The sequence below is a fragment of the Sphingomonas sp. ABOLE genome (assembly GCF_003950455.1).
GTDB lineage: Bacteria > Pseudomonadota > Alphaproteobacteria > Sphingomonadales > Sphingomonadaceae > Sphingomonas > Sphingomonas trueperi.
Window position 1 is genome coordinate 14,039 of sequence record NZ_QQWY01000012.1, and the last position, 18,787, is coordinate 32,825.

At 68.1% G+C, this 18,787-nt stretch carries 26 protein-coding genes and 1 other RNA gene; 16 read left to right on the forward strand and 11 right to left on the reverse strand.

What is annotated here, in order from left to right; all coding sequences use genetic code 11:
• Position 1 precedes the first annotated feature (1 nt).
• The 3 genes from CA234_RS09170 to CA234_RS09180 all read left to right on the forward strand — a co-directional run bounded on the left by CA234_RS09170 (position 2) and on the right by CA234_RS09180 (position 2,315).
• A complete protein-coding gene (locus CA234_RS09170; RefSeq protein WP_126001503.1) occupies positions 2–1,663 on the forward strand; it encodes a DNA polymerase III subunit gamma/tau in 1,662 nt (553 codons plus the stop codon).
• Positions 1,660–1,983: a YbaB/EbfC family nucleoid-associated protein gene (locus CA234_RS09175; RefSeq protein ID WP_125977361.1), complete on the forward strand. Its 324-nt coding sequence runs from the start codon at positions 1,660–1,662 to the stop codon at positions 1,981–1,983. The genes CA234_RS09170 and CA234_RS09175 overlap by 4 nt, the downstream gene beginning before the upstream one ends.
• A gap of 71 nt (positions 1,984–2,054) precedes the next feature.
• Entirely contained in the window at positions 2,055–2,315 is a 261-nt protein-coding gene (locus CA234_RS09180) for a hypothetical protein (RefSeq protein ID WP_125977362.1), read from the forward strand.
• A 125-nt stretch (positions 2,316–2,440) separates the two neighbouring features.
• Here the strand turns inward: CA234_RS09180 and mtgA are convergent, their stop codons facing one another.
• The 3 genes from mtgA to CA234_RS09195 all read right to left on the reverse strand — a co-directional run bounded on the left by mtgA (position 2,441) and on the right by CA234_RS09195 (position 5,168).
• The gene (gene mtgA / locus CA234_RS09185) at positions 2,441–3,109 is read right to left on the reverse strand and encodes a monofunctional biosynthetic peptidoglycan transglycosylase (RefSeq protein ID WP_241213427.1); all 669 of its coding nucleotides are present in this window, start codon (positions 3,107–3,109) and stop codon (positions 2,441–2,443) included.
• A gap of 136 nt (positions 3,110–3,245) precedes the next feature.
• A complete protein-coding gene (rpoH, locus tag CA234_RS09190; RefSeq protein ID WP_125977365.1) occupies positions 3,246–4,151 on the reverse strand; it encodes an RNA polymerase sigma factor RpoH in 906 nt (301 codons plus the stop codon).
• 60 nt (positions 4,152–4,211) lie between these two features.
• Positions 4,212–5,168 (reverse strand): RluA family pseudouridine synthase, encoded by a 957-nt coding sequence (locus CA234_RS09195; RefSeq protein ID WP_126001505.1) that lies wholly within the window; start codon positions 5,166–5,168, stop codon positions 4,212–4,214.
• Between the two features lie 54 nt (positions 5,169–5,222).
• Here CA234_RS09195 and CA234_RS09200 point away from each other — a divergent pair, with 54 nt between their 5' ends.
• Positions 5,223–5,588, forward strand: a complete 366-nt coding sequence (locus CA234_RS09200; protein WP_126001506.1) for a M67 family metallopeptidase — start codon at positions 5,223–5,225, stop codon at positions 5,586–5,588.
• A gap of 45 nt (positions 5,589–5,633) precedes the next feature.
• Here CA234_RS09200 and CA234_RS09205 read toward each other — a convergent pair whose 3' ends face one another.
• The gene (locus tag CA234_RS09205) at positions 5,634–6,512 is read right to left on the reverse strand and encodes a hypothetical protein (RefSeq protein ID WP_126001507.1); all 879 of its coding nucleotides are present in this window, start codon (positions 6,510–6,512) and stop codon (positions 5,634–5,636) included.
• Between the two features lie 85 nt (positions 6,513–6,597).
• On the reverse strand, positions 6,598–7,248 hold the full coding sequence (locus CA234_RS09210; RefSeq protein WP_125977368.1) for a DsbA family oxidoreductase: 651 nt from the start codon (positions 7,246–7,248) through the stop codon (positions 6,598–6,600).
• Positions 7,249–7,385: 137 nt separating this feature from the next.
• On the opposite strand from CA234_RS09210, the gene CA234_RS09215 reads away from it, so the two are divergent.
• The 12 genes from CA234_RS09215 to CA234_RS09270 all read left to right on the forward strand — a co-directional run bounded on the left by CA234_RS09215 (position 7,386) and on the right by CA234_RS09270 (position 16,366).
• A complete protein-coding gene (locus CA234_RS09215) occupies positions 7,386–7,529 on the forward strand; it encodes a lmo0937 family membrane protein (RefSeq protein ID WP_121078233.1) in 144 nt (47 codons plus the stop codon).
• 245 nt (positions 7,530–7,774) lie between these two features.
• Positions 7,775–8,419 (forward strand): histidine phosphotransferase family protein, encoded by a 645-nt coding sequence (locus tag CA234_RS09220; RefSeq protein ID WP_125977369.1) that lies wholly within the window; start codon positions 7,775–7,777, stop codon positions 8,417–8,419.
• Positions 8,420–8,499: 80 nt separating this feature from the next.
• On the forward strand, positions 8,500–10,818 hold the full coding sequence (locus CA234_RS09225; protein ID WP_125977370.1) for a chemotaxis protein CheW: 2,319 nt from the start codon (positions 8,500–8,502) through the stop codon (positions 10,816–10,818).
• Positions 10,818–11,246: a chemotaxis protein CheW gene (locus tag CA234_RS09230; RefSeq protein ID WP_126001508.1), complete on the forward strand. Its 429-nt coding sequence runs from the start codon at positions 10,818–10,820 to the stop codon at positions 11,244–11,246. Before CA234_RS09225 ends, CA234_RS09230 begins: the two co-directional genes overlap by 1 nt.
• A 76-nt stretch (positions 11,247–11,322) precedes the next feature.
• A complete protein-coding gene (locus CA234_RS09235; RefSeq protein WP_125977372.1) occupies positions 11,323–11,688 on the forward strand; it encodes a response regulator in 366 nt (121 codons plus the stop codon).
• Between the two features lie 25 nt (positions 11,689–11,713).
• Positions 11,714–12,799, forward strand: a complete 1,086-nt coding sequence (gene cheB, locus CA234_RS09240) for a chemotaxis-specific protein-glutamate methyltransferase CheB (RefSeq protein WP_277600214.1) — start codon at positions 11,714–11,716, stop codon at positions 12,797–12,799.
• On the forward strand, positions 12,796–13,647 hold the full coding sequence (locus CA234_RS09245) for a protein-glutamate O-methyltransferase CheR (protein WP_241213408.1): 852 nt from the start codon (positions 12,796–12,798) through the stop codon (positions 13,645–13,647). The genes cheB and CA234_RS09245 overlap by 4 nt, the downstream gene beginning before the upstream one ends.
• 43 nt (positions 13,648–13,690) lie before the next feature.
• Positions 13,691–14,392 carry an N-acetylmuramoyl-L-alanine amidase gene (locus CA234_RS09250; protein WP_125977396.1) on the forward strand — a complete coding sequence of 234 codons (702 nt, stop codon included), beginning with the start codon at positions 13,691–13,693 and terminating at the stop codon, positions 14,390–14,392.
• Positions 14,393–14,473: 81 nt separating this feature from the next.
• On the forward strand, positions 14,474–15,055 hold the full coding sequence (locus CA234_RS09255; RefSeq protein WP_241213409.1) for a hypothetical protein: 582 nt from the start codon (positions 14,474–14,476) through the stop codon (positions 15,053–15,055).
• 41 nt (positions 15,056–15,096) lie between these two features.
• Positions 15,097–15,475, forward strand: an RNA gene (gene rnpB, locus CA234_RS09260) — RNase P RNA component class A.
• 58 nt (positions 15,476–15,533) lie between these two features.
• Positions 15,534–16,070, forward strand: coding sequence for a J domain-containing protein (locus CA234_RS09265; protein ID WP_125977374.1), 537 nt, complete (start codon positions 15,534–15,536; stop codon positions 16,068–16,070).
• Positions 16,067–16,366 carry a (2Fe-2S) ferredoxin domain-containing protein gene (locus tag CA234_RS09270; RefSeq protein ID WP_121078213.1) on the forward strand — a complete coding sequence of 100 codons (300 nt, stop codon included), beginning with the start codon at positions 16,067–16,069 and terminating at the stop codon, positions 16,364–16,366. Before CA234_RS09265 ends, CA234_RS09270 begins: the two co-directional genes overlap by 4 nt.
• Before the next feature lie 181 nt (positions 16,367–16,547).
• Here CA234_RS09270 and CA234_RS09275 read toward each other — a convergent pair whose 3' ends face one another.
• From CA234_RS09275 to CA234_RS09300, 6 genes are all read right to left on the reverse strand, one after another.
• A complete protein-coding gene (locus tag CA234_RS09275; protein WP_126001509.1) occupies positions 16,548–16,952 on the reverse strand; it encodes a SufE family protein in 405 nt (134 codons plus the stop codon).
• A gap of 149 nt (positions 16,953–17,101) precedes the next feature.
• A complete protein-coding gene (locus CA234_RS09280) occupies positions 17,102–17,350 on the reverse strand; it encodes a hypothetical protein (RefSeq protein ID WP_126001510.1) in 249 nt (82 codons plus the stop codon).
• Between the two features lie 24 nt (positions 17,351–17,374).
• Entirely contained in the window at positions 17,375–17,653 is a 279-nt protein-coding gene (locus CA234_RS09285) for a hypothetical protein (protein ID WP_126001511.1), read from the reverse strand.
• A gap of 197 nt (positions 17,654–17,850) precedes the next feature.
• Positions 17,851–18,048, reverse strand: coding sequence for a hypothetical protein (locus CA234_RS09290; protein WP_241213429.1), 198 nt, complete (start codon positions 18,046–18,048; stop codon positions 17,851–17,853).
• 82 nt (positions 18,049–18,130) lie between these two features.
• Entirely contained in the window at positions 18,131–18,460 is a 330-nt protein-coding gene (locus CA234_RS09295; RefSeq protein ID WP_125977380.1) for a hypothetical protein, read from the reverse strand.
• Between the two features lie 17 nt (positions 18,461–18,477).
• Positions 18,478–18,768 (reverse strand): hypothetical protein, encoded by a 291-nt coding sequence (locus tag CA234_RS09300; RefSeq protein ID WP_125977381.1) that lies wholly within the window; start codon positions 18,766–18,768, stop codon positions 18,478–18,480.
• Positions 18,769–18,787: the final 19 nt, after the last annotated feature.

Sequence of the window (18,787 nt, forward strand, 5' to 3'; positions counted from 1 at the left end):
GATGTCCGATTCCCTGCTTGGCCTCGAAGAACCGCCGCAGCCTGCGAAGGCCGAAGCCTATCGCGTGCTCGCCCGCAAATACCGGCCGCAGACGTTCAGCGCGCTGATCGGCCAGGATGCGATGGTCACCACGCTGGGCAACGCGATCCGCCGCGACCGGCTGGCCCACGCCTTCCTGCTGACCGGCGTGCGCGGGGTGGGCAAGACCTCCACCGCCCGGCTGATCGCCAAGGCGCTCAACTGCATCGGCCCGGACGGGCAGGGCGGCCCGACGATCGATCCCTGTGGGCAGTGCGAGCCCTGCCGCGCCATCGCCGAGGGGCGCCATATCGACGTGATCGAGATGGACGCCGCCAGCCATACCGGCGTCGACGACGTGCGCGAGATCATCGAGGCGTCGCGCTATGCGGCGGTTTCGGCGCGCTACAAGATCTACATCATCGACGAAGTCCACATGCTGTCGAAGAACGCGTTCAACGCGCTGCTGAAGACGCTGGAGGAGCCGCCGGGGCATGTGAAGTTCCTGTTCGCCACCACCGAGGTGAACAAGGTGCCGGTGACGGTGCTGTCGCGCTGCCAGCGCTTCGACCTGCGCCGCATCCCGGCCGAGCTGCTCGCCGAGCATTTCGCCAGGGTGTGCGCGGCCGAGCAGGTCGAGGCCGAGCCCGAGGCGCTGGCGCTGGTCGCCCGCGCGGCGGAAGGCTCGGCGCGCGACGGGCTGTCGATCCTCGACCAGGCGATCGCGCATGCGGGGCTGGAGGGCGAGGGGGTGAAGGCGGAAGCCGTGCGCCAGATGCTCGGCCTGTCCGACCGCGGCGCGAACCGGGCGCTGTTCGGCACGCTGGTCGAGGGCCAGGCACAGCAGGCGCTGGCGGGGCTGCGCGCGCAATATGATCTCGGCGTCGATCCGCTCGCGGTGCTCCGCTCGCTGCTGGAGACGGTGCACGGCGTGACGCTGGTCAAGCTCGGCACGCACCGCCTCGCCGGCCAGTCGACCGAGGAGCGCGAGGCGATGGAGGGCTGGGCGAGCCGGCTGTCCTTCCCGGCGCTGCACCGGCTATGGCAGCTGCTGCTGCGTGGGCATGACGAGGTCGCCAAGGCGGCGCTGCCGATCGAGGCGACCGAGATGGCGCTGCTGCGGGTGATCCACGCAGCGCAGCTCCCCGATCCGGGCGAGCTGGCCAAGCAGATCCTCAGCGGCAGCATCGCGGTGCCCGCCGGTGCGCCGGCCGCAGCTGCGCCTGCCGAGCCTACCGCGCCGGCGCCCGCGACGGTGCAGGAAACCGGGCCGGTGCTGCCGACCAACCTCGCCGAACTCGCCGAGCATCTCGAGGCGCATCGCCGCCTCCAGCTCGCGATGTTCGTCCGCGATTATATGCGGCCGGTGCGCTTCGAGGGCAGCGAGATCGATTTCGGCGCGGCGCGGCCGCTGCCGCAGGATTTCGTGCGCGAACTGGGCGGGGCGCTCAAGGACAGCACCGGCGTGCACTGGAAGGTGACGCTGGTCGAGGGTGCCACCGCGCGGACGTTGCGCGAAGAACAGGCGGCGGCGGAAGCGGCCGAGCGCGAGGCGGTGCTCGCCTCGCCGATCGTTGCCGCCGCGATGCATGCTTTTCCTGAAGCCGAGTTGATCGGCTGGACCAAGACCGGGAGTGACGGATGAAGAGTCTCGAAGAAATCATGGCCATGGCGCAGAACGTCCAGGCCGAACTGACCAAGGCGCAGGCCAATCTCGACACGGTCGAGGTCGAAGGCGTGTCCGGCGGCGGCCTGGTCAAGGTGAAGGCCAGCGCCAAGGGCCGGATCATCGGCATCGCGATCGACGATTCGCTGGTCAACGTCGCCGAAAAGGCGATGCTGGAAGACCTGCTGGTCGCGGCGTTCAACGATGCACGCGTCAAGGCCGATGCGGCCTCGTCGGAAGCGATGAGCAAGATGACCAGCGGCCTGCCGCTCCCGCCGGGCTTCAAGCTCCCGTTTTGAGACAAGGGGTTAGGGAACCATAACTTCATCCCCTCGGTTGCTGTCGCCAGACGAACCGAGGAGAGATGATCATGGCCGAACGTATCGTTGAAGACGGCGTGGCGACCGACCGCGCGAGCCACACCACGGTGATCGAGCGCCGCAGCGGCGGCGGTGCCGGCATGGCACTGATCGGGCTGGCGGTGCTGATCGCCGTGGTGATCGGCGCCTTCTACCTGTTCAACCAGAATGCCCGCGAGAACGCCAAGACCGACGCGGTGACCAGCGCGGCGAGCAGCGTCGGCGATGCCGCGAAGGATGTCGGCGACGCAGCGAAGGATGCGGCGAAGTAGGGGCTACCCCAACACTCGTCATCCCGGCGGAAGCCGGGATCCATTGGCTTCACCGCTACGGCTCATGCTGCTTCGGAGTGGCGAATGGATCCCGGCTTTCGCCGGGATGACTGCTTAGATGGCGCTCACTTCAGGCAGCGATCCAGCCCGTTCCCCGCCACCACGTTGATCCGCGCATTGATCTTGTTGCCATAGCGCCGGGTGAACCCGCGCGGGTCGATCGCGGCGCGCTTCTTGGGCAGCGGCAGCACCGCGGCGATCAGCGCCGCCTCGCGGTCCGAGAGCTGGGATGCGTCGTGGTGGAAGTAGCGCATCGCCCCGGCGTTGACGCCGTAGGTGCCGATGCCGGTCTCGGCGACGTTGAGGTATACCTCCATGATCCGCCGCTTCCCCCAGATATTCTCGATCAGCACGGTGAACCAGGCCTCCAGGCCCTTCCGGAAATAGCCGCCGCCCTGCCACAGGAACACGTTCTTGGCGGTCTGCTGGCTGATCGTCGAGCCGCCGCGAATCTTGTGCGTGCCTTGGGCATTGCGCTGATAGGCCTTCTCGATCGCGGCGAAATCGAAGCCGTTGTGCTGGCAGAAGCGTGCGTCCTCCGCCGCGATCACGGCCCGGGCCATGCTCGGATCAATGCGGCTCAGTGGCATCCAGTCCTTGGTCACGCCATGCCCGGCGAACACGTCGCCGATCATCGTCCAGGTGATCGGCGGCGGCACGAAGCGATAGACCGTCACCATCAGCAGCGACAGCAGCACGAAGCCGAAAACGAACTGGACCCCCAGCACGATCAGCCGGCGCCACCAGGGCTTGCGCGGGTGGGCCGAGGAACGGCGGGGGGAAGAGGGGCGGGCGCGATTCTTGCTCACGTACCCGCCATGCCCCAGCCGGGGCGGTTCCTGCAATCACCTGGCAGGAACCGCGGCGCGATCAGTGGGTGGCGAGCAGGCGGCGATCGCCCGCGAGGCGCATCATCGCCTTTTGCAGCTTCTCGAACGCACGCACCTCGATCTGGCGGACGCGCTCGCGCGACACGCCATAGACCTGGCTCAGCTCCTCGAGCGTCTTGGGATCGTCGGTCAGGCGACGCTCGGTGAGGATGTGCTTCTCGCGCTCGTTGAGGTCTTCCATCGCCGAGACGAGCATGTCGTGGCGGACGTCCGCCTCCTGCGCCTCGGCGACGGCCTCATCCTGCAGCGGGCCTTCATCGGCAAGCCAATCCTGCCACTGGCTCTCGCCATCCTCGCGCATCGGCACGTTGAGCGAGGTATCCCCGCCCATCGCCATGCGGCGGTTCATCGAGGTGACCTCTTCCTCGGTCACGCCCAGATCGGTGGCGATCTTGGCGAGGTTCTCCGGGGAGAGATCGCCATCCTCGAACGCGTCGAGCTTGGCCTTCATCCGGCGCAGGTTGAAGAACAGCTTCTTCTGCGCGGCGGTGGTGCCCATCTTCACGAGCGACCAGCTGCGCAGGATGAATTCCTGGATCGAGGCGCGGATCCACCACATCGCATAGGTGGCGAGGCGGAAGCCGCGATCGGGCTCGAACTTCTTCACGCCCTGCATCAGGCCGATATTGCCCTCGGAGATCAGCTCCGAGACGGGCAGGCCATAGCCGCGATAGCCCATCGCGATCTTCGCGACGAGACGCAGGTGCGAAGTGACCAGCTGGGCCGCCGCATCGGTGTCGCCATGCTCCTGGAAGCGCTTGGCGAGCATATATTCCTGCTCGGGGCTCAGGATCGGAAATTTCTTGATCTCGGCCAGATAGCGATTGAGGCTCGCCTCGCCGCCGAGCGCGGGAATCGTCGCGGGGACGTTGCTGCCGCTAGCCATGATCGTTTCTCCCTTTCCAACGGGCGCCGGTCCGAACGGGGGGACTCGGGCGCCCAAAACTCATACGAGAAGCTGGTTGAACAGTTCCTGCATGTCTGCAGGCATTACGCTATCGAACGCCAAAGCGTTACTTTTGATCGGGTGGATGAACCCGAGACGTGCCGCATGCAAGGCCTGGCGCTGGAAACCCAAGCTTGCCAGAAGTCCGCGGTGCGCGGAACGCATACTTCCATATAGAGGATCACCCACCAGCGGGTGGCCGATCGACGTCATGTGCACGCGTACCTGGTGGGTACGTCCTGTCTCCAGCCGGCATTCGATCAACGTCGCATCGCGAAGCTGGTTCAATCTTGTCCAGTGCGTGATCGCATGTTTGCCGTGGCCGGGCGCGCAGACCGCGATCTTCTTGCGGTTGCTTGGCGAGCGGGCGAGCGGCGCGTTGACCGTGCCCGAGGCGGCGAGCACCCGGCCGCTGGCGATCGCCTGGTAGCGCCGGTCGATGCTGTGCGCCTTGAACTGGGCGGCGAGGCCGACATGCGCGCGATCGGTCTTGGCCGCGACCATCAGGCCCGACGTGTCCTTGTCGATCCGGTGGACGATCCCCGGCCGCGCGACGCCGCCGATGCCCGAAAGCTGGCCGGCGCAGTGGTGAAGCAGCGCGTTGACCAGCGTGCCGTCGAGATTGCCCGCCGCCGGATGGACGACCAGCCCCGCGGGCTTGTCGATCACGATCAGATGCTCGTCCTCGAACACCACGTTGAGCGGGATGTCCTGCGCTTCGTTGTGCGCGGGCGCGGGATCGGGCACCACGACCTGGAAGACCGCACCGCCCACCGCCTTGCGGGCGGGGTCGCGGGCGAGCGCGCCGTCCGGGCCGGTGACGGCGCCGGAGGAAATCAGCGCCTTCACGCGTTCGCGCGACAGCGTCGGCAGCGCATCGGTCAAGGCACGGTCGAGCCGCCAGCCATGCGCCTCGTCCGCGATCCGCGCTTCTAAGATGGAAACCCCCTGATTCATGTTTTACCGGAAATGGGCATGGGCGTTATGATTTCAATATCTATACTGGCCGGTATGAAAAAAGCTGCGACGGCTGCGGCGCCGCGGGAAGCGTGCGGGCTGTTGCTGGGGGCAGGAGGCAGGATCGAACGCTTCACCGAGTGTGCAAACGTTTCCGATGCGCCCGAGATCCGCTTCGAGATCGATCCCGCCGCGCTGTTCGCCGCGCTGCGGGCGGAGCGGGCGGGCGGGGATGCGCTGCTCGGCTATTGGCATTCGCATCCGAGCGGGGATGCGGCGCCCTCGCGCACCGATGCGGCGATGGCGGCGCCGGACGGGAAGCTGTGGGTGATCCTCGGCGGGGAGGACGTCACCTGCTGGCGGGCCGGGGATGCGGGCCGGTGGGACAAGTTCGCGGAAGAGGCACTGATCCTCGTTTAGAATCCGGAAGCGCCGCGTCCTCCCCCTGGCGGGGGGAGGATACGGTCAAGCGAGTTCTGGAGCGTGGTCCCCCGCTGCCAGCCCCGCCAGCACCAGCCGTCCGCAGGCGATCATCTCGCTGAGATGCGCGGCATAATGGTAGCGGATCGTCGGGAAGCCCTCGGGGTGGAACGCCCGCCGGCTAGGGCCGACGTGGAGCAGGAAGCGGTTCGCCTCGGCGCGCTTGAGCAGCCGGCGGACGTGCGGCTGCGACACGCCGAAGCGCCGGGCCAGTTCGGTGAGCGGCACGCTTGCGCCCGCGATCGGCACGAACGCATCGTCGGTGCAGGTCAGGGCCAGCGTGTGGAGGATGGCACAGCCGGCCAGCGGGTGCAGGAACGAGGCGCGGAGGCTGGGGAAGGGATCGGGCTCGCTCGCCAGCGCATAGAGCCGGCTCGCCTGGACACTGAGGAAATGCTGATAGTGCTTGGGGTCTTCCAGTGCTTCCGCAATGGCTGCCAGCGCCGGATCGAGCATCGCGGCGGGCTCCAGCGCTGCCTGGATGTGCCGGCACCAGGCGCGCTGGAAGGCAGGTGTCGTCCGGTACCCATGGTCGGCGGCGGGGGCGAGCACGCCGATATGCTGCATGAAGTCGATCAGCGCGGCGGCGCGGTTGGCGGTCAGCAGCCCGGTAGCTGCGCAGATCTGTCGGAGCAGGGTAAGGGTGAGGCCGCCGCGGGTGTCGAGATAGGCCGCCGACATCGCCGTTACATAATGGCCGGCATCCTTGAACACCGCGGCCAGCGTGCGATCGGACTCCGCAACCGCGAGGATGTTAGCGGCAAAACACCGCGCAGCTCTTCCGAAGTCCGGGTGCTGGGCGACCTCGATCCAGTGCGGGGGCAACGCCCCCGGATCCGTTGTTGCCGCCTGAAGCACCGTCATCGACCCTCAAATCTAGGTTGCACCCGCTAGCATGCGACTTTCGCCAAAAACAATTCGATTCCGTAACAAATTCGGGTTTTTCGCGTCAGTGCGCCTCTGCCGCGATCTGACGTAGTGCCTGCTCAAAGGCTTCCGGTGGCTGCCCACCGGAAATCAGGTAGCGCTGGTCGATGACGATGGCGGGCACCGACTGGATGCCGCGCGACTGCCACAGCGCCTCCTCGGCGCGCACTTCCTCGGCATAGCGGCCCTCGTCGAGCACGCGCGCGGCCTCCACCGCATCGAGCCCGGCCTGTTCGGCGGCGGCGAGCAGCACGTTCCGGTCGCCGGGGTTCTTGCCCTGGGTGAAATAGGCGGTGAACAATGCCATCTTCAGTCCGCGCTGGTCGCCGACCAGCCCGGCCCAGTGGAGCAGCCGGTGCGCGTCGAAGGTGTTGTAGATCCGGGACTCGTCGCCCATCGCCATGGTGAAGCCGAGTGCCGCGGCCCGCTCGCGGATCATCGCGCGGGTGCCGGCGGACTGTTCGGGCGTCGCGCCATATTTGCGGCCGATATGCTCGACGATGTTCTCGCCCTCGGGCGCCATTGCCGGGTTGAGCTCGAAGGGATGGAAGCGGATCTCGGCGGTGACCGCGTCGCCCATGCGGGAAAGCGCTTCCTCCAGCCCCTTCAGGCCGATCACACACCAGGGGCAGACGATGTCGGAGACGAAGTCGATCGTCAGGGTTCGGGCCATTGATGCGCGCTCCTGCAAGGCTCACGTTCGGCGCTAGACCAGACCGAAGCGTCTGAAAAGTCTGCGGTTGGCGCGCGCAGCCGGAACGATCCAGGCCTTCCTCACGTTAACCGGTCCGAATTTCAGGGAGAGATACAATGCTTTGGACGCTCGTCGTAATCCTGGTCATCCTGTGGTTGCTGGGCTTCTCGTTCCACATCGCCGGCGGGATCATCCACATCCTGCTCGTGATCGCGCTCGTGATCGGCCTGATCCAGCTGTTCACCGGTCGCAGGGTCTGACGCAGAGCCCGGCGGGACGCATCCGCCCCCGCCGGGCCGCCTAGGCGAAGAATACCGGGCCTCGCGCCCCCCCCCATGCTTTTCTACCCCGCCAGCAAGCGCAGCACTTTCGGCGCTTTGTATCGCGACTGCAGCGCACCCCTAGTCGTCCGACGAACGCCACCGATCGCGTGAGGATGCCGCCACGATGCTTGCAGCTTCCCATCCGCTGCGCCAAAGGGGATCCACAGCTGGAGCCTCAGAACTTGAATATCAGCCCTACCGAATTCGCGAGTCTGCTTTGTTCGCGCCTGTGCCACGACTTGCTGAGCCCCGTGGGTGCGCTCAACAACGGGCTGGAACTGCTTGCCGACGAACATGATCCGGAGATGCGCGCCCGCTGCCTGGAGCTGCTGGCGGAGAGCGCGCGGGCAAGCGCCAACAAGCTGAAGTTCTTCCGCCTCGCGTTCGGCGCCGCCGGCGGATTCGGCGAGACGGTCGACACGCGCGAGGCGCAGGCCGCGCTCGAAGGGCTGTTCGGCGACAATCACCGGGTGAAGATCGGCTGGATGGTCGAGGAGCCGGTGATGGCCAAGCAGGCGATCAAGGTGCTGCTCAACCTCGCGCTGATCGGCGGCGACGCGCTGGTCCGCGGCGGCCAGCTCGACATCGGCGCCGAGACCACCGAGGGCACGATCGAGATCGTGATCCGCGCCGACGGCCCGCGCATCGTGCTCGACCCCGAACTGCGCGGCGCGCTTGCCGGCGGCCGCGAGGAAGTGCCGATCACCCCGCGCGCGGCGGCGGCATTTCTCGCGCACGAACTGGTCGTCCAGCATGGCGGCCAGCTCCAGGTGAGCCCGCCCGATTCCGAAGTGCTGCTGTTCGGGGCGTCCTTCCCCGTAGGCTGAGCCGGGAAGGATCGAGCTCCATAACCGGGTATTAACCCTCGACCGCCATGGTGGCCCCCGGAAATTTCCACCGGGGCCCCATGGACGACCTGCTGCAGGACTTCATCGCCGAGACGCGCGAGACGCTCGAGGCGCTTTCGGGCGAGATCGTCGCCTGGGAGTCGCAGCCCGACGACCGGGCGCGGCTCGACGCCATTTTTCGCTTCGTCCACACCGTGAAGGGCAGCTGCGGCTTTCTCGACCTGCCGCGGCTGGAGCGGCTGGCGCACGCCGCCGAGGACGTGCTGGCGCAGGTGCGCGACGGCGCGCGGGTGCCCGATCGCGCGCTGGTCAATGCCGTGCTCGCGGTGGTCGACCGGATCGGCGAGATCGTCGAGGCGATCGATGCCGGCGCCGCGCTCGACGACAGCGGCGAGGAGTTGCTGATCGCCGCGCTCGCCGAGGGATCGGAGGAGATCGTGCTGCCGTCGCCGGTCGCGCAGCGGGCGCCCTCGCGCAGCGTGCGGCTGGGCGTGGACCTGCTCGACCGGATGATGAGCGGCATGTCCGAGATGGTGCTGGCGCGCAACGAGCTCGCCCGGCGGCTGCGGGTCGGCGAAATCGATCCGGCGGTCGAGGCGGCGCTGGAGCGGCTGTCGCTCACCGTCGGCGAGATGCGCGACACCGTCACCCGCACCCGCATGCAGAAGATCGACGCGCTGTTCTCGCCGCTGCCGCGCATGGTGCGCGATACCGCGGCGGGGCTCGGCAAGTCGGTGGCGCTGCAGATCGAGGGATCCGACGTCGAGCTCGACCGCGAGATGATCGAGGTGATGCGCGATCCCTTGGTCCACATCATCCGCAACGCGATCGACCATGGCATCGAGGCACCGGCCGAGCGCCGCGCCGCGGGAAAGCGCGAGGTCGGCCGGCTGTGCGTGTCGGCGCGGCAATCGGGCAACCAGATCATCATCGAGATCGCCGATGACGGGCGCGGGGTAGATGTCGCGCGGCTGGTCCAGAAGCTCGCGGCCAGCGGCATCCGCAGCGAACGCGACCTGCACGCGCTGAGCGACGCGGCCAAGCTCGAGCTGATGTTCCATCCGGGCCTGTCGAGCAAGGACATCGTGTCCGAGGTCAGCGGCCGCGGCGTCGGCATGGACGTGGTCAAGGCGAGCATCGACCAGATCGGCGGCCGGGTGGAGCTGGACAATGTCCCCGGCAAGGGCCTGCGCATCGCCATCCATGTGCCGCTGACGCTGTCGATCATCTCGGCGATCATCGTCGGCGCGGGCCAGCAGCGCTTCGCTATCCCGCGCCAGTCGATCGAGGAGATCGTCAGCGAGCGCGGCGAGGCGATCCGCATCGATCAGCTGGGCGGCACCCCGATCGCCACCGTGCGCGAGCGGCGGATGCCGCTGCTCGACCTTGGCCATCTGCTGGAATTGTGCCCGGACCGCGAACGGCATGGGCCGCGCATGCTCGTGATCGTCGGCGCGGGGGCGGGGAGCTATGCACTCGCCGTCGACGAGGTGCACGACAATGAGGAACTGGTCATCAAGCCGGCCTCGCCCGCGGTGATGGCGACCGGCATCTATGCCGGCCAGACTTTGCCCGATTCCGGGCTGCCGATGCTGTTGCTCGACAGCGCGGGCATGGCGCGGGTGGGCGGCCTCGATTTCAGCCGCGACCTGAGCGCCGCGTTCGGAGACGTCATCGAGGAAGCCGCGGTGCCCGGGCTGCCCGCGCTGCTGTTCGACGACCTCGACGGCGTCCGCCGCGCGGTGCCGCTGGCGGCGGTCGATCGCGTCGAGAAGGTGTCCGCCGCGCAGGTGCACCTCGCGGCGGGAAGTCACCGCCTGGCGATAGACGGGCGGATCGTGCCGCTGGCGATGCAGGGCGCGCTCGACGGGCGCGAGCGGCTGAGCGTGCTGCGGCTCAAGGACGAGGATGCCGAGGTCGCCTATGCGATCGACGAGGCGATCGAGATCGTGACCTTGCCGGCCGAGATCGCGCCGGCCCGCGCGCCGGGTGCGGCGATGGGGGTGGCGCTGGTCGAGGGCGAACAGATCGAGGTGCTCGACGTGCTGTGGGTGTTCGACATGCATGTCGACCGTGTCGCCGCCGAGGATGCGCCGCTCTGCCTGCTCGCCGGCGACAAGGACGGCTGGCTGGCGACCTTCGTCCGCCCGCTGCTGGAGACCGCCGGCTACCGCGTCGCCGCGAGCCTCGCGCCGGGGGAGATCCCGGCGGTGGTGCTCGCCGCCGATGCGGCCGATCCCGGTACGCCCGCCGCGCCGGTGGTCCGCCTGCGCCGCAAGCGCCAGGCCGAGCCGGGCGACGACAGCGTCTATCGCTATGACCGTGCAGGCCTGCTCTTCGCGCTCGAAGCGCGGGTCGGCGCGCGGGGAGGGTGCTGATGGCCGAGCAGCTCTATCTGATCGCCGAAGTGGCGGGCCGTACCGTCGCGATCGATTCGGACCAGGTCGAATCGGTGGTCGACATCGGCGAGGTCACCGCGGTGCCGCGCGCGGCCAAGGCGGTGCGCGGGCTGGCGGCGCTGCGCAGCCGCGTCGTCACCGTCGTCGATACCGAGGCGGCGCTGGGGATGAACGGCTGCACGCTGGCCCGGCGCGCGGTGATCACTGCGATCGACGGGCATCATTATGCGATGCTGGTCGACACGCTGGAGGATGTGGAGCCGTTCGAGCTGCGCCCCCTCGCCGGCGGCATCGCGCTCGAGGGAAATTGGCGGAATGCGGCGCGCGGGCTGGTCGAGCGCGACGGTGAGCCGATCCTGGTCGTCGACCTCGCGGCCTTGGTCCCCGCATCGGCGCTGCTTTCCTGAACGCGGATTAACGCGAAGCTTACACCTTGCAGGTAAAGTGGAATTTCAAAGACACCTGCCAGGGGATCAGGGACCGATGAAGACGTGCCTCGTCGTGGACGATTCGAAAGTGATCCGGAAAGTCGCCCGGCACATTCTCGAAACCCTCGATTTCGAAGTCCGCGAGGCCGGCGACGGGCGCGAGGCGCTCGATTCCTGCCTGGCCGCCACGCCCGACGTGGTGCTGCTCGACTGGAACATGCCGGTGATGAGCGGCATGGACTTCCTGCGCGCGCTCAAGAATTCGGGGCTGGAGAAACGCCCCAAGGTGGTGTTCTGCACCACCGAGAACGGCATGGCCTATATCCGCGCGGCGATCGAGGCCGGCGCCGACGAATATGTGATGAAGCCGTTCGATCGCGAGACGCTGGAAAGCAAGCTGCAGATCGTCGGCGTCGCCTGACCTCCTCCCGCCGGAGCGCGCCCGCGTGACGAGCCAGTCCTCCCCGCTGCCGGTCGATCCGGCGCATGCCCCCACCACGGGCCGCGTGCTGATCGTCGATGATTCGGTCGTCGCGCGCTCGGTGCTGAGCCGGATGATCGAAGGCACGCAGCGCTTCCGCGTGACGGCGGCGCTGAGCGAAGCGCGCGCGGCGCTCGACTATCTGGCGCGCGAGACGGTCGACATCATCCTGCTCGACATCGCCATGCCCGGGATCGACGGCCTCACCGCGCTGCCGGACGTGGTCACCGCGGGCCGGGGGGCGAAGGTGCTGATCGTCTCTTCCTCGGCGGACGAAGGCGCGGCGACCACGCTGCAGGCGCTGGCGCTGGGTGCTGCCGACACGCTGGTGAAGCCTGGCGTCGGCGCGTTCGGCGGGCGTTTCGCCGAGGTGCTGGAAGAGCGGCTCGCCAGGTTGTTCGACTTGCCGGGCGAGCCGGTCGCCGCCTGTCCGCCGGCCCCGGCGCCGCGGCCCGCGAACGCGAGCGTCCAGCTCGATGCCTTCCAGATCGTCGCGATCGGTGCCTCGACCGGCGGTATCCATGCGCTCAGCCAGTTCTTCCGGCAGATCCCGGCGAGCTTCCAGCTGCCAATCCTGGTCACCCAGCATCTGCCGGCGAGCTTCATGACCTATTTCGCCACCCAGCTCGCGGTGCTCGGCAGCCGGCCGTGCGACGTCGCGACCGATCGGATGCGGATCCGCCCCGGCCGGATCGTGATCGCGCCCGGCGACGCGCACATCAAGGTGGTGCGTACCTCCGAGGGGGCGGCGATCCGGCTGAGCACCGAATGGGCGCGGAGCGGCTGCATGCCCTCGGTCGACCCGATGTTCGAAAGCATCGCCGAGGTGTTCGGCGCGCGGGCGCTGGGCGTGGTGCTGAGCGGCATGGGCCGCGATGGCTGCGAAGGCGCGGGGCGGATGGTCGAGGTCGGCGCCAAGGTGCTGGTGCAGGACCAGGCCAGCTCGGTCGTCTGGGGCATGCCGGGCGCAGTGGCGACGGCGGGACGGGCGAGCGCGGTGCTGCCGCCCGACGAAATCGGACGGCTGATCGGCAGGGGAGGGGCGCGATGATCGACCATATGGCGCCAAGCGGCGGGGCGATGCAGCTGATCGGGGCGCTGCTCGAACAGCGGACCGGCCAGCAGATCGCCGCCAATCGGGCATGGCGGATCGAGACGGCGCTGAAGCCGGTGCTTCGCGAGCGCGGGCTGCCGAGCCTCGATGCGCTGGTCGGGCAGCTGCTCGGCGCGCGCTCGGGCGAGCTTGCCGACCAGGTGGTGGACGTGCTGCTCAACCAGGAAACCAGCTTTTTCCGCGACGTGGCGGTGCTGGATCAGATCGCCGCGGCCGCGGTGGCGACGCAGGCGGCGATCGGCAACCGCCGGCTGCGCATCTGGTCGGCCGGCTGCTCCACGGGCCAGGAGCCGCTGTCGCTGGCGATGCTGTTCGACGAAAAGGCCGACGCCTTCCCGATGCCGCCCGAGATCGTCGCCACCGACGTGTCCGCCGCGGCACTCGCCCGGGCACGGGCGGGGCGCTATTCGCAGTTCGAGATCCAGCGCGGGCTTCCCGTGCGCCGGATGGTCCAGTGGTTCGATACCGAGGGCGGCGACTGGGTCGCGCGGCAGGAACTGGTCCGCCGCGTCCAGTTCCGCCAGCAGAACCTCACTGCGGATGTGCCCCCGCCGGGCAAGTTCGACATCATCCTGTGCCGCAACGTGATGCTCTATTTCTCGCTGCCGCTCCGCCGCCAGGTGTTCGACCGGCTGGCGACCGCGATCCAGCCCGGCGGGCTGCTGGTGCTCGGCGCGGGCGAGACGGTGATCGGGCTGACCGAGCATTTCACCCCCAGCGAAGCCTTTCGCGGCTTCTATCGCACCGCCGATGCCGAGTCCGCGCCGGTTGCGGCAGCTGGTTGAGCCGGGCGGATTGTCAGCGCCGATGCGTGCAGTAGAAGAATGCATGACCAGCGGCCTCGACATCCTCGACGCGCCTTCGCCCAATTTCGGCGAGCGCCTCTCCCCCGTCTCGATGATCGTGCTTCACTACACGGGCATGGAGAGCGGGGAGGCCGCCCTGGCGCGGCTGCGCGATCCGGAGGCGCAGGTCTCGGCGCATTATCTGATCGAGGAGGATGGCCGCATCTTCCGCCTGGTCGACGAGGGCAAGCGCGCCTGGCACGCCGGCCGCGCGCACTGGCGCGGGATCGACGACGTCAACTCTGCCTCGATCGGCATCGAGATCGTCAATCCCGGCCATGAATTCGGCTACCGGCCCTTCACCCCCGAACAGATGAGCTCACTGATCCCGCTGGTCGCCGACATCAAGGAGCGGCACGGCATCACCCGCGGCAACGTGGTCGGCCATTCGGACGTGGCGCCGGCGCGCAAGCAGGATCCCGGCGAGCTGTTCAACTGGCACGCGCTCGCCCGCCTGCGGCTGGCGCTGCCGCGGCCGACGCGCAACCTGGTCGATCCCGGCTGGCCCGATGGCGGCTTCATGCTGGCGCTGGAGCGCTTCGGCTATGACGTTACCGATCCGGTCGCGGCCGTGACCGCCTTCCAGCGGCGGTTCCGCCCGGAGATGATCGACGGCGAGATCGACATGGAGTGCCGCTGCATCCTGCTCGCGCTGCTGCTGCCGCGCCCGCAGGGAGAGGACTGACGCGAATCGATACCCGCTAACCATGTTTGGTTACGGAATTCTAAGCGGAATTTGATTGGGTGCACGCCGGAGGTACGAACGGTGAGCAACTCGATTCGCGCTGCAATGGCACCCATGGGCCCGGTGCATGTCCGCCTGACCAGTTTCGTTCGCGGCGACGCGAAGGGGCCCGGCATCGGCATCATGAACGCGCCTACCGCTGCCGAGGCGAGGGCCGAGCTGCACCGGGTCGCCCGCGTCGCCGGCGCGGACAAGGTGGTGAGCGTTGCCGCCGACTATCGCCGTGCCGCGCTCGCCGGCGGGACCACCAGCACCCAGTGGCGCATCGACGTACAGGCCTGGGGCACCGCGATGGCGCCGGTCAAGGTCGAGCCGAGCGAGCAGCCCGAGGAACAGCGCGCACAGGACGCCGACAAGACGAAGGATCAGGCCAAGGACCAGGACGCCGCCAGGAAGGCGCAGGACGCCCGCGGCGATGCGCAGGATACGGCCGAGCAGGCCAAGTCGCGCGAGGTCGCGGCGGTCGAGCAGGCCGCTGCGCCGCGTGTCGAGGCGGCACCGCAGCCGGCCGCGCCAGCATCTGCGCCCAGTGTAGAAACCGCATCGGTAACCACCACCCAATCCGCGCCCGCGCCGAGCGCGCCGCCCGCCGCGCAGCGCTGAACCGCTTGCGCAGCGGCGCGAAGCCGCTAGAGCGGACCGCGCCAGAGGGTCGGGCGGCCGCCGCCTGCTGCAAAGCAGGGGGAGGAAAGTCCGGGCTCCACGGAACGACGGTGGCGGGTAATGCCCGCCGGGGGCGACCCCAGGGAAAGTGCCACAGAGAGCAGACCGCCCACTGCCCCGGTTCGCCGGGGTAAGGGCAAGGGTGAAAGGGTGCGGCAAGAGCGCACCGCGCGACCGGTAACGGAAGCGGCTTGGTAAACCCCACCGGGAGCAAGACCGAATAGGGACGGCACATGCGCCTCGTTCCGGCGCGTCGTCCGGGTTGGTTGCTGGAGCGGCGGAGCGATCCGTCGCCTAGAGGAATGGTCGCCTATCCCCGTATGGGGTGGACAGAACCCGGCTTACAGACCCTCTGGCATTTTGCTTCCGGCGCGCGGGCACTGGCCAAGGCTGGACCGCGCCCCTATTTGGGCGGGCTATGGCGCGACACACGCGATCGATGGACTGGGGCTTTCCCCGCTGGCGCGAGTACGGCTCCGAGCGCGAGGCCGCGCGCGTGCGGCTGTGCGACCGCGACGGCTGCGAAAAGCCGGGCGACCGGCCCGCGCCCAAATCCCCCAACAACCCGGACCGCTGGTATTTCTGCGAGGAACATGCCGCGGAATATAACCGCAACTGGGACTATTTCGCCGGGCTTACCGCCGAAGAAGCGGCGCAGCGCGAGGCCAATGAGCGCCGCACCGCCAACGGCTATGCGCATTCGGCGACCAACAGCTGGGCCGGCCCCGGCGACGGCAGCCGCTCGCGCGACGAGATGAAGGCGCTGGAAGTGCTGGAGCTGGAGGTCGACGCGAGCTTCGAGGCGGTGCGCGGCGCCTGGCGCCGGCTCGCCAAGGAATATCATCCGGACGTGCGGCCGAACGATAGCGCCGCCGCCAGGCAGTTCCAGGCGATCCAGGCGGCCTATGACGTGCTCAAGACCGCCGAGGACCGGCGCCAGTGGAAGCCGCAATGAGCCAGCTGGTCGCCTCCAACTGGGGCAATGCGGTGCTGGTCTGCGGGAAATGCTCGAAGAAGCTCGGCGGCGGCTTCGGCCCCAAGGGCAAGACCTCGCTCGCCAAGGCGCTGCGCAAGGAGTTCGGACTCGGCAAGGGGCGCAAGGCCGAGGTCGGCGTCGTCGAGACCAAGTGCCTCGGCGTTTGCCCCGGCGGCGCGGTGACCGTGGTCAACGGCGCGCAGGCGCGGGAATGGCTGATCGTGAAGAAGGGCGCGGACCTCGAAGAGGTCGGGCGCGAACTGGGGCTTTCGTAGCGTCTCCTCTCCCTTGAGGGAGAGGATAGCGTAGCTTGCGAGCTTGCTCGCCAGCGCAGCTTGGAGAGGGTGAGCGGTTGCGTAGCAACCGCGCGAGGCGAGCCTCGCTGTGCCCCTCTCCCTCCCACTGCCTCCGGCAGCGGGCCCCTCCCTCTCCCCGAAGGGGAGAGGGTTTTCTAAGTCAGGCGTACCGCTCCGCCGTTTCGCGGATCAGCGCGATCATGTTGGGGATGCCCTGGGTCCGGTTCGAGCTGAGCTGGTTCTTCAGGTCGAACGGCGCCAGCGCGGCTTCGATGTCTGTCGCCAGGATCTCGGCGGGGCTGCGATCCTGCACGGTCAGCAGCACCAGCGCGATGATGCCCTTGGTGATCGCCGCGTTCGAATCCGCCAGGAAGTGGAGCCGTCCGTCGTCGGTTCGCGTCGGATAGACCCAAACCGAAGCCGAGCAGCCGCGCACCAGCGTCGCATCGGTCTTGAGCGGGTCGGGCATCGGCTCGAGCGCCTTGCCGAGATCGATCAGCAGGCGATAGCGATCGTCGGCGTCGAGAAACCCGTATTCTTCCTGGAGATCGTCGAGGCTGGTCATGGTCCCCGCGCTAGCGGGGTAGCGCGGGCTTTTCCAGCCTCGTGGTTACTTCGTCGCCGGGGCGTCGTAGCGCAGGCCGAGCCGGGGGCGGGGTGCCCGCGCCGGCGCCGGGGCGGGCTGGGCCTCCGCCACCGGCGGGGTCGCCTGGCTCACAGGTCCACCCCGGCGGCGATCGCCTCCAGCTTGCGGATGCGTTCCTTGAGGTCGGCCAGCTCGATCCGCGAGGCGGGGCTGGGCATTGTCGCGGCGGTCGGCTCGGGCCGGCGGAGTTCGACCAGTTCGCGGTGCTTCAGCGCCAGCCAGCCGCGCCAGCCGGACAATGCCGCGGCGGTGATCATGCCCAGCCCGGCCAGGCCGGAGACGGCGAGGGTGATGGTGGTTTGCGGGTCGATGGTCATGGGGTTCGCTCCCAGAAACATGGCTCAGATCCGGTTCTTGTCGCGCAGCTTCTCGATCTCGTGGTCGAGCCGCAGGCTGTTTTCATTGTCGGTGATGACGCGTTCGAGCACCTGGACGCGCTCCTTGAGGGCGCGGATCTCGTCGCGAAGGCGGTCGGCCTCGAACTTCTCGGCTGGATCGCGGACGGCGAGGCCTTCCATTCGGTCGCCCCGGCCCGCCTTGACCACGCCGTAGCGCGCCTGGAGAACCTTGCCGATCGTGATCACGACGATGATGGCCACGACCATTTCGAACGGGTTCATTGCACCTTACTCCCCTGTACCGGCGCGTGTGGCGCCTCAATTTCCTGCTTGCGATGCCTGGGCGGCGCGGAGGGCGCGGCGGCGGGGGCGATCGCGGCTTTCGGCGAGGGCAATAGCTCCCCCGCACAGTGCGGCAAGCACTGCGAGCATGACAATCATCGAAATTTCCTTGCGTGGAAGAAGGTGGAAACGTTTCTTCAGTTCAGCGGCGCGTCGCGCAGCGTTTCGATTTCTTCGGCGAGACCCATGCCGCGATCGGTAATGATCCGTTCCAGCACCCGCAGGCGCTGCTCCAACCGTTCCGTCTGTGCGGCATATTGTGCCGCTTTCTCCGCCGTCTGGGCGTTGAGCGCCTGGGCCATCGCCTCCTTGTGCTTCAGCCACCGGCGGAACATGTCGCTGCCGACGCCGGCGACGACGGGGATGACCACCACGAGCGTGAAAAACGCGATCATGTTGAGGTTCATCGAAGCCTCCTCAGTTCGAGCGGTTGCGCAGTGCCTCGATCTCGCGATCGAGCTGGTGGGCGCCATCGGTCACGATGCGTTCGACATTGGCGAGCCGGTCCTTGACCGAACCGAGCTCGGCGCGCAGCTGGGCGTTCTCCTGACTGATCAGCTTGATCCGCTCGATCGCCTCGTCGTTGCGCTGCGGATACACTGCCTTGCCCCAGCTGTTTTCGAGCGGGTACCCGTTCTTGACGCGGAGCCAGGTGGTGAACAGCCAGCCGCCGACCCCCAAAAAGCCCATGGCGATTCCGGCCAGGATGATCCAGGGCATGAACGGGGCGAGTGCTACTTCGATCATTGTGCGTCTCCCTGAGCTCAGCGCAGCGCGTCGATGGCGCGGGCGGTGCGCTCGGCGGGATCGGTGGCGATCCGTTCGAGCACCGAAATTCGGTCTTCCAGTCGGCTGATCTGGCCTGCGAGCCGTTCGTTCTCGGCTGCGAGCAGGTCGATCTTGCGATTGGTGTGGGCGTCGATCTTGTCGATATTCTTGCCGTGATCGTCGCTGATCGAATAGCCGTGCTTGGCGCGGATCCAGTTGTTGGCCAGCCACCCGAAGGTGGAGATCGCCACCAGTGCGATCACGAAGCCGGGGCCACTCCAGTCCATCGTCGTGCCTCCCTGTTGG